Here is a 14,505-nt window from a genome sequence, read left to right on the forward strand (position 1 = left end):
TTGCGTTACCTCTTGTCATCCAAGTAGCTTAACTACTTGGACCAGAGACTTTTTCAAATTGGTAGATAATAGAAATAATTTGTGTTAACTAGCTAAAGATCTTAGGTTTGCCAACATTCCGCTACGTGTTGGCGGCTGAGATACCGCGAATGAATCGCGGTATGACGTAGGGCTGCACTAGCTATATAGGATTACCACGATGGATTTTTAAGATCATTTACGGCCTTCTTAATATCTTCAGCCTTGAATATCGCCGATCCCGCAACTAAAATATCAGCACCTGCTTTTATTATATCAGCTGCGTTAGAAAAGTTAATTCCACCATCTACTGAAATTTGTGTTTTAAGATTACGCTCCTGTATCATTTTTTTTATAGTAGATATCTTGTTCAACTGTGAATGAATAAATTCCTGCCCTCCAAAGCCAGGGTTGACTGTCATAATCAGCACAATATCTAGCTCATGTATTATGTATTCAAGCACACTTGGGGAAGTTGAAGGAACAATTGAGACTCCAGCTTGAATCGGTTTTTTTACGTCGTTTACATTTTTGTATGACTTTATCTTTCTTATCAACCTCTCAAGGTGTATCTCTGCTTCTGCATGTACAGTGATAATATCAGCACCAGCATTTATAAAGCTTTCAATGTGGTTACCAGGAGATTTGACCATTAAATGCACATCAAAAGGAAGATTGCTACATTTACGTATTGCAGAGACAACGCTAGGACCAATTGTAATATTTGGAACGAAATTCCCATCCATAACGTCTATGTGTATGTAATCTACACCTAAATCGCTAATTTTTCTTACTTCTTCTCCTAATTTTGCAAAGTCTGCTGAAAGTATAGAAGGTGCAATTTTAATCCTCATGAGCTGTTTTTTACTAAAAAATAACTTATTTTTAAAACTCTGTCACCCTAATACTATTTGCATCATCTGAGTAGCTATAGGAACTGGATACCGATATCGGCGATGGTTTATGCCTATTTAACTAGATCTTAAATTAGATAAAAAAAGGTAGTCTTGATAAAACTTATTTACAACAAGTTTTTTTACATTTGGATTTTCTGTTTGTTCTTTTTTGTACCCTAATTTATAGCTTATTGAATCCTTATATGAACTGATCGTTTTGTATGCTTTGTTCATCTCTCTAGGAAAGATGCCATTAGCAATTACGACGCATAACCCTGTAGCTGTTGCAAAAGCTAGAGTGGTAAATGCTAGATTTTGTAAAAAATTCCTTCCACTAATTTTTTTTTCCTGTATATTAACAGAGTGCGATTTGTTTGACGCTTCTTCTAGATGTTCATGCCATATATGATTGCAGTTCGTACACTTTACCTTTCTTCCAAATGCACCAATTTGCTCAGAAGATACTAAGTAAGTTTTAGCACAACTATTACATTGTATTTTCATAGTACTTACATATAAAGTAGTAACAAGCTCAAATGATACAGAGCTATAAATTTAATATTAATATATATAACAAATGGAAGGTTTGCAACTAAAAAAAACACAAAGTGAGATAGAAAATATTTGGAAAAATAGAGAAAAATTTAATGACTGTAACCTAAAGGAAGCAGCAAGAATAGCAATTAAAGAGGTAATTGAGTTCCTTGATAGTGGCAAAATTAGAGTAGCAGAAAAGCTATCAAGTGGAGAATGGGTAGTACATAAGTGGATAAAGCAGGCAATATTATTACATTTTCTCACTGAAGAAAACAAAATAATAGACAATACCAATTGCTGGTTTGACAAGATCGGTAACAAATTTAGTGAATGGAATGAGGAGAAATTTCGCCAGTTAAAAATTAGAGCAGTTCCTGGGTGTTTTGTCCGCCGATCTGCTTATATAAGTACAAATGTTGTTATAATGCCAAGTTTTATCAACGTTGGTGCATATGTTGATTCAGGAACAATGATAGATACCTGGTCAACGATTGGTAGCTGTGCGCAAATAGGAAAAAACTGCCATATTTCCGGTGGAGTGGGAATAGGTGGAGTCCTTGAGCCTATTCAAGCTTCACCTGTCATTATAGAAGATAATTGCTTTATTGGAGCACGTAGCGAGGTAGCCGAGGGTGTGGTAGTGAGAGAAGGATCAGTCCTTGGCATGGGTGTGTTTATTGGAGCATCAACAAAGATTATTGATAGAGAAACTAGCGAGGTATTTTATGGCGAAGTGCCACCTTATTCTGTAGTGGTACCAGGGTCTATTCCATCTCAAAATAACATTTCAACCTATTGTGCAGTCATAGTAAAAAAAGTGGATGAAAAGACGAGATCGAAAGTCTCTATAAATGAAATATTGAGGGATTAAACTATCTCACTGCTTGTCGTCACTTTTTTTATCATTATTACTAACCACAGTAATGGCATACGCGCATAGCTCTGAGAAAGAGACTCCATTTTCTTGAGATAGTTTATATAATTTTTGTAGACTTTCTTTTACTTTATTAGGGATATTCCCTCCACGTTCTTTTACAAGCCAAGAATCTTGATGATGAATTGGATGAGCATCACTTTTTGGATTTCCTATATATATTGCAAAAGGTGAACTTTGCCCTTTGAAGTCACATTGTACAGTAAATTTTTTTATAGATTCAGCCATCTAAAGACCTCTACTTTTCTTTTTGGTCGATTTTATAGCAGGTGGAAGAGGTGGTTTCTTTATAAAATCTTGTCTATTGACAACACTTTCTTTACCTTCCAAAGCTCGGCGAACATCAGCTCTGCTTAATTGCGACTCTTTTGCTACCTTCATTCCATGCTTTGCCATAATATTAGCATATGCTAGTACTTTTTTTACCAATGCTAGATCACCATCTAGCATTTGAACTAGCACTTGAAACACTTCCGCTAAAGTTAGTCCATCAGCATTTATAACCTTGTTTTCTATAAAATTGACAGCTTCTTCAAATTTGTATTCAATACTATCATCTTGAGGTATAAGGGCAACATAATCGGTGTTTTTGTCGTCCATAACTGAAGCACTATTACTCATAAACTTAAGTTTATACTATATATATAAATATTCTACTATTTTATATTATGGCACGCTATAGTTAAACATTTATTAATAACATGCTTACTTATATACACGAATTAATTGACAAAAGTCAAGGATCAATATCCATCAGTGATTTCATGAATGCCGTTTTGTACCATGAAAAATACGGCTATTATATGAGTAAATCACCACTTGGTAAGGATGGTGATTTTACTACCGCACCTGAGATTAGCCAATTATTTGGTGAAGTAATTGCAGTTTGGATAATGCATACATGGGAAAAATTAGGAAAGCCATCAAAATTTTCTCTAGTTGAACTTGGGCCAGGCAAAGGAACACTCATTCACGATATAATAAGAGTCACTAAAAAATACAGCAGCTTTTTTAATTCAATGTTGATCCACTTAGTTGAAATAAGCCCTACTTTACAGAAGATACAAAAGGAAAAATTAAAAGGCTTAGGTGTTAATTGGCACAAAGATATTGACAACCTACCAGAACAACCAACCATTTTTTTAGCAAATGAGTTCTTTGACGCTCTTCCGATAGATCAGTTTGTATATCGTGATGAGGGGTGGTATGAAAATATGGTGACAAAACAAGATGATGGCAGTCTCTTGGTGTCATGCCAGTGCGTGACACTGGAATCCAGAAAAAAAGAATCATGGATTCCAGTGTCAGCTACTTGCATGACAGGGAGTTTCGATGGTGCAGTGGTGGAAATATGTTCAACTGGAGTTGAAATATTAAAAAAACTTGAGAAGAAGATACATAATAATAAAGGAGCTGCTTTGATTATAGATTACGGTTATGTATACCCCGCATATAAGAGCACTTTGCAATCGATAAAACAACATAAGTATGCTAATTTTCTTGAGAATGTTGGTAATAGTGATATTACTGCACTTGTGAACTTTCAAGCATTAAAAGATTCATTAAAACACGTAGATTGCGAGATTTTAACTCAAAGAGAATTTTTGTATCTTTTTGGCATAAAAGAAAGAACCCAGGCTTTAATGAAAAGCGCAAGTGATGAACAAAAGAATAGGATCTTTAGTGAATTCTTAAGGTTGACTGAAAATATGGGCACTCTTTTTAAAGCAATGCTATTGATAGCATAGCTAAAGTAATTTATGTTATTGGGTAAGTTAAAAATATGATATAAATGAGATAAGAGGGAGCTACTCACTATAGGAATAGAGTTGTGCGCGCGACCGAGGGTTTTATACCATTCTAGAAGTAATATGCGGAAAAGGGGGGATTCGAACCCCCGACATATTTTCATATGTGCACGCTTTCCAAGCGTGTGCTTTAGACCACTCAGCCACCTTTCCATGCTTATTCATAATATTGAAAATTGTACTGCTAAACAATATAAAAATCTGGTATATAGGGTTCACCACGAAAATTCACAGTATTGTTAAACTTGCTTCTGCAAGTTGGAAATGTTTTATCGCAACCTGCGAGTATTGAATATTTATCCCCAGCAGAAATTTGGTATGGAGGCGAAGTAAACAACGTAACTACTTTATTTTTATATTCTTTTACTACACCTTCAAATGCTGTTGAGCCAAAGAATTTTACTACTCCGTGCTTATAATATTCGTCACTCTCAGTTAAATTCGTGTCTTCAAATCTTCTTTCATTTATTACTTTAGTGATTGTACTTATTTTACTAAATTTTTTAGTATCGGCTTTACATTTATCATCGCAAAATTGTGCTCTGCATGCAGGAGAGTATAATTTTGCTATGCTTCTCTCAAGCTTTGCTGAGAGCCCTCTAATTTCAACAATAAATCTTCCACTACTTAATGTCACTTTACCAAAAGTTCCTGAATGTAGATTCATTGTCCCCTGGGTCAAGTCTTTATAATTCACAAGAAATATCTCAATATTTGCAAAGTCGTACTTTCCTGATAAAACATCTTCTTCTTTAATATCACCACTATTTAATATCCCTTCAATTTCTAGATTATCAGTTTTTAAATCGCTGTTTAATATTATACTACTGGCTGTAAACCCACTTGAAGATTTATAGAGTATATTATCAATATTTAAATCTTCATCATAGTCAGTGAATCCCATTACTTCTCCACCTGCGAGCTTTAATTTCCAGTACGTAGCGGTGGTAAGTAATTCTCCAGCCAAGTGATTTTTTAGTATGGTTTGCATAGGGGCCTCCTGTTTAATTGATTGAATTTGAAAGTAGCTATACGGCTAGTAGATAAGCCAGTGTGTTCTTTTCCCGTCATCTGAGTAGCTATAGAGTGTCATCCCAGTTAACCATAGGGTGTCATTCCAGTAACCATAGGGTGTCATCCCAGTACGTGACACTGGGATCTAATTTTACCTGACTATGTTATCATATAAATCTATCCAACTTAGATTTTCCTTTTCGATCAAATCAGTCTTCCATTTTCTTTTCCAACTTTTTAAAAGTTTTTCTCTATTAAGAGCTGAATTTATATCTTGAAATTCTTCAAAATAAACTAATTTATGTACGTTATACTTTGATGTAAAACCAGGAATTACTTTACTCTTATGTTCCCAGATTCGTTTAATCAGATTTGATGTTATACCTGTATATAAAGTTCGATTATTCTTGCTTGCAAGTATGTAAACGTGATAATTTTGCATATAACTTAGATCCCAGTGTCACGCACTGGGATGACAGGAGAGAGGACACCATATGTTTATTTGATCAACAAATAAACACTAACAAATAAGATACACACCACATTTAATGTGGTGTGTACTAGCTGATTAGAAAGAAAACTTCACACCAGTGAGCAAAAGAACTCCTTGGTTAGAAGGTACATCAACATTCTTTTGATCTTTCAGCGCACCTTTTTCATCAGTCATAAAATAATGAAGAGCTGCGTAAGGAACAAATTTGCTCTTACTGCATGCAGGAGATAGATCATATTGAACGCCAAGTGCACCATCATGAAGCATATCTCCATCATTCATTCTGCTACCAAAGTATGTCAAACTTGTGTAGACATTCTCATGTTGATAACCAGCTCCTACAGTCCAGTACATTGTATCCTGTTCATTAAATTGCTTTAAGCCATCTTTTCTAACAAGATCAGTAGTATCTTTATATTCTTTTGAATGAGAGTCGAATTCCTTAATACTCTTTGGTTGACCAGATTTGCTCAAGTATGCAAAAGAGGCAGCAAATTTTACTCCTTGATCTTCATTAATCTTATAATCAGCGCTTACACCCAAATTAACACCCATAAGGTCATTGTACTCTACAAATTCCTTATAAAGATGCTTATCTTTACTTGGTTTTTTCGCTTGACCATATTCACCAACTGCAGAAGTTTTAACTTTCACCTTGTGTTTATCAAAGTCATATTCATATGATACGCCAGCACTTACTATGTGCTCATAGTCTGGACCGACATGTCTTATATCATTACCCTCCTTCACAATAAATAAACTACTATCATAGCGAGGTGAGTAGCTAATACCAAATCTTGCACCCATATAATTTGGTGAGTAGTAAGCAGCTCTAAACGGCAGTGTAGTCATAACATCTTTGTTGTATTTCCCTGCCATAAGGAAGGAGAGTTTTTCACTCTCGCTCGAGAAGCTTTCAGTGTAAAGACGTGGTGTTACGTAAAATGGAAAATTTGCAGCACTTCCTTCTAAATTCACTTTTCTGAACCAGTCGCTATCTGCAGCCCCATCGACAGTTGCAATTCTTGTTGCATCAAGTCTCATCAGAGCCTCAGGACCAAATTGGTAACCAAGCTTCACGTCACCATACTTTGAACTCAAAAACACATGTGCACTTCTGCCCCTTGCAGCATTCACACCTTGTGATGCTCCCTTACCTTCAGTAACTGGGACATGAAATTGCACATCAGCACCATAAAGAAGTCCTAAATCTTCATTTTTGTTTTCAGCTCTTAAATGCAATATTGCATCTGAAATCATGCCCATGCTTTCGCTGTAATCACCAATATTTCCTATTCCTTCAGGAAATACCGGGTTTGCTCCCTTTATTTTATCTTGAACATTGTTAAAATAACCTGTAGATTTTCCTGGCATAATGTTATAACGCTCATCACCAATGATCCCAGGCTTACCATGACCTTGAGAATCAACAACACCACCAAAAGTTATTCTTAAATTACTTTGCCCTTGATTGGTATCGATAATATCAACTCCACCAACTGAAACAACAGGACTTGCCTTACCTTTTTCCTCTGTATTTTGATTAACAATTTTTACATCCTTCTTTACATCTTTAGCTTCAACTTTAGCATTCTTAGTTTTAGAAGCCTTAGTTTTTGAAACTTTACCTTTTTCTATATTAGAATTCTTAGCATTTAGAGCTTTCGCTTTTGAATCCTCTATAAGCTTTGCTTTTTTCTCATTTGCTAGCCTGATCTCCTCTTTTTTCTTCTGTTCAGCTGCTAATCTTAGCTCCTCTTTTTTCTTAAGCTCTTCAGCTTTTTTTCTTGGATCAGCATTACATATTCTGTCCATCTTTTCTTTCAGTTTTTTATTTGATGTTTTCATAACTTCTGTTTTTCCAGAAGTTTTTGTGCTCTCTTGCTTTTTTATTTCCTTCATACTCTCATCAGGAAAGTCAGCTGCAAAGCCGCTGAAAGAATATAAAGTTAATAGAGAAGCTAGAGCAGTTCTAGTATAAATAGATTTTTTCATGAAGTGCCCCCAAAAAATTTCGAAATCATATCTTAAATGTAAATAGTATAAAAATGTTGAAAATTCAACTTAAAGCAACCTTATAACGAAAATAAAAGTAAAATGCAATACCTTAAAAGCAACTTTCTTAATACGCTCAACGTGTATATTAACCAAAATTTAGCACAGAGGTTCGCTTGCTAGTGCATTATAACTCTACTATTTATTCTATGGAAGTAAAATTTTTTTATTCTAACAATAGTAATTGAAAGGAAAAGAAACTATAGCTATGTTAAAAAAAATAAATTATGAAAAATACTATTGACAATAATATCAATCTACATTATAGTTAAATAAATTGTTTAGCTGATAGTAGATTGAGGTAGTTATGGATTTTAGTTTTTTACGCAATTGGTTTACCACAAACACTAGTGTAGGTGATGTAAGCTCAAGGTTAGACAATGCTGAACAATCAAACTCTTCTTTAATAGGGGACAACATAGAAAAAGACGATGCATTTGAGATTATTGAAGATTACGAATTTATAAACCCTCGCGACGCAAATGAAATACATTCTTTACCTTCTTCTCACCAGATAGATGAAAGTATTGTAGAAATTGCAGGGTTTAATAAAGAGAAATTATTAGAAATGAGTAATTTCTCTAAAATAAGCTATGGTGATGACGACAATAAGTTAAGTGAAAAAAGATGCAACACCTTAGCTGAAGAAGTATACAAAACTGGATTTGAAGTTACTAAGGAAGGTTATGAAATTATTCCATCCCCTGAAAAAATGTATAAAACCAGAGCTGAACTTATTAGCAAAGGTTATGAAATCATTCTATTTGGTAATAGCTTCGAAGAAGATGCTGGTCATGTTTTTATAAAAGATAAAGAAATAACAATAGCTTACCATGGTACTCGTCTGAACCATGGTTTAAACGATGTAATTACTGATCTAAATGCATCTTTTACTACTTCAGAACTTTTACCTGACGGTGGAAGAATTCATCGTGGTTTTTATAATTCGTTTACGGATTCATGGCCTGGTCTTTATCGCATTTTGAAATCTCATGCTGAAAAACAAGGATCAGAAATCAAAGATTTTAAAATCAATCTCACAGGTCACAGTATGGGAGGAGCTATTGCTAAGATAGCTGCTTTATGTCTTAATAAAACAGAAAGAGCTGAAGATATTCATGTTGCAACTTTTGGTGATCCAAGAGTTTTTGACCTTACTGCTAGTAAATTTTATAATGACGTTCTTCAAGAAAAAACCATTAGAGTAACTCAACATAGACAAGATCCAGTGCCAGCAGTATCACCTGGTCTTTTTGGTTATGCTCATGTAGGTGCACAATTAAGAATATCAGCACCGGAAGGATATTCTTTTCATAAAATAGATGGTTATCATGAAGCTGTTAAAGTAATGGATGAAAGTGATTTCAAGTCAAATAATAACGTATCTCTCTTTTACTATCCCGTTAGGGCATTAAGTCGAATTAACTCTGCAGTTTTAGGTAATGCTCAATATTACGCTGCCAATGCAGTAAATTATATTTTTGGTGGGTCAAATTTTTTCGAAGAAGTAAAAAATAAAAATTCTTCTCAGATTGAACAAGTAGAAGTTGAGCAAAGCAAGATAGCACAATCTATTGTAATGGGTGGATAGCTATTATTATGGAGCAATCTAACAATTGCTCCATTAACATTTAAATTCAATATAAAAACTTCCACCACAAGTTATTTCCCACTCTTCTTTAAATTTTTTTAGGTATTCTTTTTTTTCGCACTCTAAAAGCAGCTCTTCCACGCTTTTGTTGTAGCTTTCAGTAGTAATCTTTCCCTGATGATGCATGAACCTTAAGTAAATCAAATAAGTATTAACCACATCTGTTTCACAATAATCTCGAATCTCTTGTATCTTGCCGCTATCGTATAAGCCCATAACTTGTGACCCATCAACTCCAATCTTGCCAGGAAGGTTAAATGCTGCACAAACTTCGTTCATTTTTACTCTCGCAGAAGCTCCAAAATCAGAGAGAGATTCAAGCAAATCACAATGCCAATCACTACTATATCTCTGATTGTAACTATTCCACTTATCGCCAGCTTTATGAAAATATTCCGCTTGAATGCCATGGACCATAGCACGATACTTCAGCACTGGTATATCAAAAGTGCGTCCGTTGAACGAAACTAATCTTGGCTTTTTTTCTGATGTGTAGTTAAAAAATCCTTTCACTAGCTCCTTTTCACTGGAATTTATTGTGCCTCCAGATCTTATTTCTTGCAGTGTGAACACCTCATAACCGCTCTGGTGGCTTATATTGCAAAGTAAAAAACTGATAACTACAATTTGGTGGAAGGGCTGACGCAAAAAAGAGTTTTGCCCGTTTGTTATTTCAAGATGATATTTTGTTAATGCATCCCTCTTCTCTTCTACACTACTATCATCACTAATATTGAGTAAATTTTTGCAGGAATTTACATCTGGTATAGTTTCAATATCAAATACCAATAAAGAATTAAGCATTGCCTATATACTCCTCAGGACGGTCGATCCAAGGTCGCACTTTCACAAATAAAAAGAGGTGAACCTTGCACTCAAATAATTTTTCTAGTTCAGCACGTGCTTCGATATTAATTTTTTTAATATTACTGCCATCTTTCCCTAGCACTATTTTTTTATGACTATCTTTCAACACGAATATGATCTGTTTTATGACTAAACTCTTATCTTTTTTTTCCTCAAATTGTTCAGTTATAACAGCTGTAGAGTATGGCAATTCTTCACGCAAGTTCAAGAATAATTTTTCTCTTGTAATTTCTGCTGATAAAAAATTTGTCGAGGAATCAGTTATTTGATCTTCTTCATAAAACCAAGGGCTCACCGGTGCAACTTCAGACAAGTAATTCATCAAATCAGAAAGTCCATCATTCTTTAATGCTGATATCGTAAACACCTTTTCAAATTTATAAAGCAAATTCAGATGCTCATGAGCCATCTTGAGTTCTGGCCTTTTTACCAAATCAGTTTTATTGATAACCAAAATGCATCTGCCTTTTGTGCGCTGCAGCCGCGTAAATATAGTCTTAATTCTTTCTATATTTTTCAAATAATTACTTACATCAACAAGTAACAAAGTGATGTCATCACCCTTGATTGCTGACCATGCAGATTTGACTAAAGCTTTTTCAAGTTTTGTTTCTGCTGAGAAAATTCCTGGGGAGTCAGTAAAGACAATTTGTGTGTTGTTGCATGTTGCAATACCCCTTATTTGCGTCCTTGTTGTTTGCACTTTGGGTGTAACAATTGCAATTTTCTTGCCTATGATGCTGTTAATTAATGTAGACTTTCCAGCATTTGGTAAGCCAGCTATGGTTACAAATAAGCACTTTTGTTCTTTCACAAAGGAAATTATAAAGAAAACTGGATGCCAGTGTCAAGCTACTTGGATGACATCATTCTCCTATCATCCAAGTAGCTGACACTGGTTCACTCTATAATGGTATCATTCCAGCACCCTCTTCTTGTCATGAAAGTAGCTGACACTGGAATCCAGAAAACTTAACTTTAAATGAGCATACCAGGTGAATGTACAATAAGAACTGGATCCAAGTAGTCAAGACACTGGCATGACACCCTTCTTGGTGGAGATTGCTCTTAAATCACAATTCTCGTACAGTTGTGAATTAAGCTAATGCATTACCGATTTCTTGAGAATTGTCCTCGGCATTTAGCTCAACATTATTTACTACTTTTTCAGTAATAACTTCAGCAAATTCAGGAGAAGGTTCTTTTGTTTCTGTGAAAAATGCTGCCTTCACAATACCTCTTACAGCAAGACATGTAAAGATTGTACAAATTACTGCTGGTATAAAGCACCAAGGGGAATACATAACACCCAAAGCAGTAAAACCTGCTGCAAAACAGCAACAGACCACAGCTCCTATTGCTTGATTACGTAGGTAGTGTTTATCAACACCACTATATTGTGTTATACCAATTCCCACTATACAAAGAACGGATAGACAATAATGGAAAAAAAGCCATACTAAAGTAAGTGAAGTAGCGAGAAAAGTTCAAACTGAGCGTTATAGTAAATTGAATGTTCGTTGTAACGCAGAAGTAAGCGGTGAAGCATTTAATAAATTTACTGAACCAGATAAGGCAGGGTTAGAATTGCTAAAATACGTACTGAAAGAAAATTACATTTCCAATCGAGGCTACACACGCGTATTAAAAGTTGCAAGAACCATTGCAGATCTTGCAAAAACTGAAAAAGTAAAAAGAGCACACATTGCTGAAGCACTGAATTACAGAATAAGGGTATATTAAAAAATTAGTTTACTTGACAGATAATTTATTTCACTATATACTGCCCTTAATGAAATTTTAACATTCTATTTAAGGAGTAGAATTATGGCATTAACAGATTATAAGTATAAAAAAGGGGATGGCATTTTTCATGCTATTTCAGAAGGATATAAACAAGCTGATGATTATTGGGGAATTCCAGGTGCTGCTGGTGGGTTTGGTGAGTATGCAAAGAATAACAAATTAAAAACAACTGTTGTTGGCGGTACGTTTTTAGCAGTAGCGCTTACAAATGCTTATTTTTTGAGCCCAGCTTATGTGGCTTTCGTTGGTACAGTTGGAACAAAAGCTGCAACACTCGTTAGTCCTGCTATTACTGCAGTATCTGCATTTTTAGTTGCTCATCCACTAGTTGCTAGTTTGATAGTTGTTGCTGCGGTGGCGGCTTTAATAGCTGCACCTGTGTATGCATATAAGAGTAGTAGTAAGGCGAATCAAATTGATGCAGTGAAAGAAATAATTAATAAGTGTGAAAAAGATAAAGATAGTGGTAAGGTTAAAGTAAAGGATGGTGATGCATCAACGTTCTTGACTAAAATTGGAATAGTAGTTGGAGTAGTTCCAGCACTAGCAAAAGCACAATAAAGCAGTTTCAACAAAGAAAAGGGATAGATTTCTGTCCCTTTACGTAAATATTTTCTATTTTTTGCATTGGTTAAGTGATGTCATTTAAGAATCTAGTTATTATAATTAACGGCACTTATTAGTATAAATGTTAAGAATAAGTAAATCCCGTTTATTGTTTACGCCTATAGAAGTGAAAAGTATTTGCATATTATTAAAAAAGCGGTAACTTACTATCAAGTGAATTCGCTAAATTTGAGTAATTTAAATGTCTATTGATCTTAGTCTGCCGGAGTTACCTATATTACACCCAAGGATTACCGTTGTGGGAGTGGGTGGTGCTGGTGGAAATGCTGTGAATAACATGATCCAATCTAATTTGCAAGGAGTGAATTTTGTTGTCGCAAATACCGACGCTCAAGCACTAGAAAAGTCGTTATGTGATAAAAAAATTCAGCTTGGCATTAATTTAACTAAGGGTCTTGGTGCTGGTGCTTTGCCTGATGTTGGCAAAGGTGCAGCAGAAGAATCAATCGATGAAATTATGGAGCATATAAAAGATAGTCATATGCTTTTCATCACAGCAGGAATGGGCGGTGGTACTGGAACCGGTGCAGCACCGGTAATTGCAAAAGCAGCCAGAGAAGCAAGAGCTGCAGTTAAGGATAGAGCGCCAAAAGAAAAAAAGATATTGACTGTTGGAGTTGTAACTAAACCGTTCGGTTTTGAAGGTGTGCGCCGCATGCGCATTGCAGAGCTTGGACTTGAAGAACTGCAAAAATACGTGGATACACTTATTGTCATCCCAAATCAGAATTTATTTAGAATTGCAAATGAAAAAACTACATTTTCTGATGCATTTAAACTTGCTGATAATGTTCTGCATATTGGCATTAGAGGAGTAACTGACTTGATGGTCATGCCAGGGCTTATTAATCTTGACTTCGCTGATATAGAAACAGTAATGAGCGAGATGGGCAAAGCGATGATCGGCACCGGAGAGGCAGAAGGAGAAGATAGAGCAATTAGTGCTGCGGAAGCTGCAATATCCAATCCATTGCTTGACAATGTATCAATGAAAGGTGCGCAAGGAATATTAATTAACATTACTGGTGGCGGAGATATGACTCTGTTTGAAGTTGATGCTGCAGCCAATAGAGTGCGTGAAGAAGTAGATGAAAATGCAAATATAATATTTGGTGCTACTTTTGATCAAGCGATGGAGGGAAGAGTTAGAGTTTCTGTTCTTGCAACTGGCATTGATGGTCGCAATAATAAATCAGAAACTTCACCTATAAGTCAGAGCGAAGACTCAGAGAAAGAGAAATTTAAGTGGCCCTATAGTCACAGTGAAAGTACTCAAGACAAAACACTGGAAACAAAACCAACTGAACAGGTAAGCAAAGAAGCTAAATGGGGCAGCAATGTTTATGATATACCGGCTTATTTGAGAAGAAAAAAATAATGCAACTTTGGCTACTCAAGTCAGAGCCAAGTGAATATTCATGGCAAAAAATGGAAAAGGAGCAGGTAGTTGAGTGGGATGGCGTACGCAATTATCAAGCTCAAAATTACATGAAAATTATGAAAGTAAGCGATCTTGCGTTTTTTTATCATACAGGTAAAGAGAAAGCAATACTTGGAATCGTTGAAGTATTTAAAGAGTATTATCATGTTAATGATCCCAAGTTCGGATTAGTGAATGTAAAGTTTTTGAAACCTTTAAATAACCAAGTAACGTTAAATAATATAAAACAAAACCCACTTTTGAAAAATATGGCTATATTAAAACAACCACGTTTATCAATTGCCCCAGTTTCGGAAATTGAATGGAATGAAATAATAAGCATGAGTGATGTGTAATACCCTGTCATCCCAGTGCTTGA

17 protein-coding genes and 1 tRNA gene are annotated in these 14,505 nt (G+C 35.2%); 7 read left to right on the top strand and 11 right to left on the bottom strand.

Annotation, left to right across the window (positions count from 1 at the left end; genetic code table 11):
• Positions 1–191: 191 nt before the first annotated feature.
• On the bottom strand, positions 192–872 hold the full coding sequence (rpe, locus tag OPR24_RS05105; protein ID WP_265032958.1) for a ribulose-phosphate 3-epimerase: 681 nt from the start codon (positions 870–872) through the stop codon (positions 192–194).
• Between the two features lie 117 nt (positions 873–989).
• Positions 990–1,418 (bottom strand): zinc-ribbon domain-containing protein, encoded by a 429-nt coding sequence (locus OPR24_RS05110; RefSeq protein ID WP_265032960.1) that lies wholly within the window; start codon positions 1,416–1,418, stop codon positions 990–992.
• Between the two features lie 73 nt (positions 1,419–1,491).
• Between OPR24_RS05110 and dapD the strand changes: the two genes are divergently transcribed.
• A complete protein-coding gene (dapD, locus tag OPR24_RS05115) occupies positions 1,492–2,322 on the top strand; it encodes a 2,3,4,5-tetrahydropyridine-2,6-dicarboxylate N-succinyltransferase (RefSeq protein WP_265032962.1) in 831 nt (276 codons plus the stop codon).
• 6 nt (positions 2,323–2,328) lie between these two features.
• Here the strand turns inward: dapD and OPR24_RS05120 are convergent, their stop codons facing one another.
• Complete coding sequence (locus OPR24_RS05120; RefSeq protein ID WP_007549418.1) at positions 2,329–2,613, bottom strand: DUF2610 domain-containing protein; 285 nt, start codon at positions 2,611–2,613, stop codon at positions 2,329–2,331.
• Positions 2,614–3,006 carry a hypothetical protein gene (locus tag OPR24_RS05125; RefSeq protein WP_182183459.1) on the bottom strand — a complete coding sequence of 131 codons (393 nt, stop codon included), beginning with the start codon at positions 3,004–3,006 and terminating at the stop codon, positions 2,614–2,616.
• Positions 3,007–3,086: 80 nt separating this feature from the next.
• Here OPR24_RS05125 and OPR24_RS05130 point away from each other — a divergent pair, with 80 nt between their 5' ends.
• On the top strand, positions 3,087–4,133 hold the full coding sequence (locus OPR24_RS05130; protein WP_265032967.1) for a class I SAM-dependent methyltransferase: 1,047 nt from the start codon (positions 3,087–3,089) through the stop codon (positions 4,131–4,133).
• Between the two features lie 126 nt (positions 4,134–4,259).
• Here OPR24_RS05130 and OPR24_RS05135 read toward each other — a convergent pair.
• From OPR24_RS05135 to OPR24_RS05150, 4 genes are all read right to left on the bottom strand, one after another.
• Positions 4,260–4,346, bottom strand: a tRNA-Ser gene (locus OPR24_RS05135).
• Positions 4,347–4,377: 31 nt separating this feature from the next.
• Entirely contained in the window at positions 4,378–5,184 is an 807-nt protein-coding gene (locus OPR24_RS05140; RefSeq protein ID WP_265032969.1) for a DUF2163 domain-containing protein, read from the bottom strand.
• 174 nt (positions 5,185–5,358) lie between these two features.
• Entirely contained in the window at positions 5,359–5,649 is a 291-nt protein-coding gene (locus tag OPR24_RS05145; RefSeq protein WP_265032971.1) for a GIY-YIG nuclease family protein, read from the bottom strand.
• A gap of 126 nt (positions 5,650–5,775) precedes the next feature.
• Positions 5,776–7,695 carry a WD0745 family porin gene (locus OPR24_RS05150; protein WP_265032973.1) on the bottom strand — a complete coding sequence of 640 codons (1,920 nt, stop codon included), beginning with the start codon at positions 7,693–7,695 and terminating at the stop codon, positions 5,776–5,778.
• 367 nt (positions 7,696–8,062) lie between these two features.
• Between OPR24_RS05150 and OPR24_RS05155 the strand changes: the two genes are divergently transcribed.
• Entirely contained in the window at positions 8,063–9,346 is a 1,284-nt protein-coding gene (locus tag OPR24_RS05155; RefSeq protein ID WP_265032976.1) for a lipase family protein, read from the top strand.
• Positions 9,347–9,379: 33 nt separating this feature from the next.
• On the opposite strand, the gene OPR24_RS05160 is transcribed toward OPR24_RS05155, so the two are convergent.
• The 3 genes from OPR24_RS05160 to OPR24_RS05170 all read right to left on the bottom strand — a co-directional run bounded on the left by OPR24_RS05160 (position 9,380) and on the right by OPR24_RS05170 (position 11,691).
• Positions 9,380–10,210 carry a 3'-5' exonuclease gene (locus tag OPR24_RS05160; RefSeq protein WP_265032978.1) on the bottom strand — a complete coding sequence of 277 codons (831 nt, stop codon included), beginning with the start codon at positions 10,208–10,210 and terminating at the stop codon, positions 9,380–9,382.
• Positions 10,203–11,087, bottom strand: coding sequence for a GTPase Era (gene era, locus OPR24_RS05165; protein WP_253309588.1), 885 nt, complete (start codon positions 11,085–11,087; stop codon positions 10,203–10,205). Before era ends, OPR24_RS05160 begins: the two co-directional genes overlap by 8 nt.
• A gap of 283 nt (positions 11,088–11,370) precedes the next feature.
• A complete protein-coding gene (locus OPR24_RS05170) occupies positions 11,371–11,691 on the bottom strand; it encodes a hypothetical protein (RefSeq protein ID WP_265032979.1) in 321 nt (106 codons plus the stop codon).
• Positions 11,692–11,782: 91 nt separating this feature from the next.
• On the opposite strand from OPR24_RS05170, the gene OPR24_RS05175 reads away from it, so the two are divergent.
• From OPR24_RS05175 to OPR24_RS05190, 4 genes are all read left to right on the top strand, one after another.
• Complete coding sequence (locus OPR24_RS05175) at positions 11,783–12,016, top strand: magnesium chelatase subunit ChlI family protein (protein WP_265032982.1); 234 nt, start codon at positions 11,783–11,785, stop codon at positions 12,014–12,016.
• A gap of 84 nt (positions 12,017–12,100) precedes the next feature.
• Positions 12,101–12,640, top strand: coding sequence for a hypothetical protein (locus OPR24_RS05180; protein WP_265032983.1), 540 nt, complete (start codon positions 12,101–12,103; stop codon positions 12,638–12,640).
• A 247-nt stretch (positions 12,641–12,887) separates the two neighbouring features.
• Positions 12,888–14,084, top strand: coding sequence for a cell division protein FtsZ (ftsZ, locus tag OPR24_RS05185; RefSeq protein ID WP_265032985.1), 1,197 nt, complete (start codon positions 12,888–12,890; stop codon positions 14,082–14,084).
• Complete coding sequence (locus tag OPR24_RS05190; RefSeq protein ID WP_164224443.1) at positions 14,084–14,482, top strand: EVE domain-containing protein; 399 nt, start codon at positions 14,084–14,086, stop codon at positions 14,480–14,482. The genes ftsZ and OPR24_RS05190 overlap by 1 nt, the downstream gene beginning before the upstream one ends.
• The last annotated feature ends 23 nt before the right edge of the window (positions 14,483–14,505 follow it).

It is taken from the genome of Wolbachia endosymbiont (group A) of Sicus ferrugineus (assembly GCF_947251515.1).
Taxonomy (GTDB): Bacteria; Pseudomonadota; Alphaproteobacteria; order Rickettsiales; family Anaplasmataceae; genus Wolbachia.

Coding starts and splice junctions, on each gene's coding strand:
- rpe (WP_265032958.1), bottom strand. CDS start 872: ATGAGGATTAAAATTGCACCTTCTATACTTTCAGCAGACTTTGCAAAA.
- OPR24_RS05110 (WP_265032960.1), bottom strand. CDS start 1,418: ATGAAAATACAATGTAATAGTTGTGCTAAAACTTACTTAGTATCTTCT.
- dapD (WP_265032962.1), top strand. CDS start 1,492: ATGGAAGGTTTGCAACTAAAAAAAACACAAAGTGAGATAGAAAATATT.
- OPR24_RS05120 (WP_007549418.1), bottom strand. CDS start 2,613: ATGGCTGAATCTATAAAAAAATTTACTGTACAATGTGACTTCAAAGGG.
- OPR24_RS05125 (WP_182183459.1), bottom strand. CDS start 3,006: ATGAGTAATAGTGCTTCAGTTATGGACGACAAAAACACCGATTATGTT.
- OPR24_RS05130 (WP_265032967.1), top strand. CDS start 3,087: ATGCTTACTTATATACACGAATTAATTGACAAAAGTCAAGGATCAATA.
- OPR24_RS05140 (WP_265032969.1), bottom strand. CDS start 5,184: ATGCAAACCATACTAAAAAATCACTTGGCTGGAGAATTACTTACCACC.
- OPR24_RS05145 (WP_265032971.1), bottom strand. CDS start 5,649: ATGCAAAATTATCACGTTTACATACTTGCAAGCAAGAATAATCGAACT.
- OPR24_RS05150 (WP_265032973.1), bottom strand. CDS start 7,695: ATGAAAAAATCTATTTATACTAGAACTGCTCTAGCTTCTCTATTAACT.
- OPR24_RS05155 (WP_265032976.1), top strand. CDS start 8,063: ATGGATTTTAGTTTTTTACGCAATTGGTTTACCACAAACACTAGTGTA.
- OPR24_RS05160 (WP_265032978.1), bottom strand. CDS start 10,210: ATGCTTAATTCTTTATTGGTATTTGATATTGAAACTATACCAGATGTA.
- OPR24_RS05180 (WP_265032983.1), top strand. CDS start 12,101: ATGGCATTAACAGATTATAAGTATAAAAAAGGGGATGGCATTTTTCAT.
- ftsZ (WP_265032985.1), top strand. CDS start 12,888: ATGTCTATTGATCTTAGTCTGCCGGAGTTACCTATATTACACCCAAGG.
- OPR24_RS05190 (WP_164224443.1), top strand. CDS start 14,084: ATGCAACTTTGGCTACTCAAGTCAGAGCCAAGTGAATATTCATGGCAA.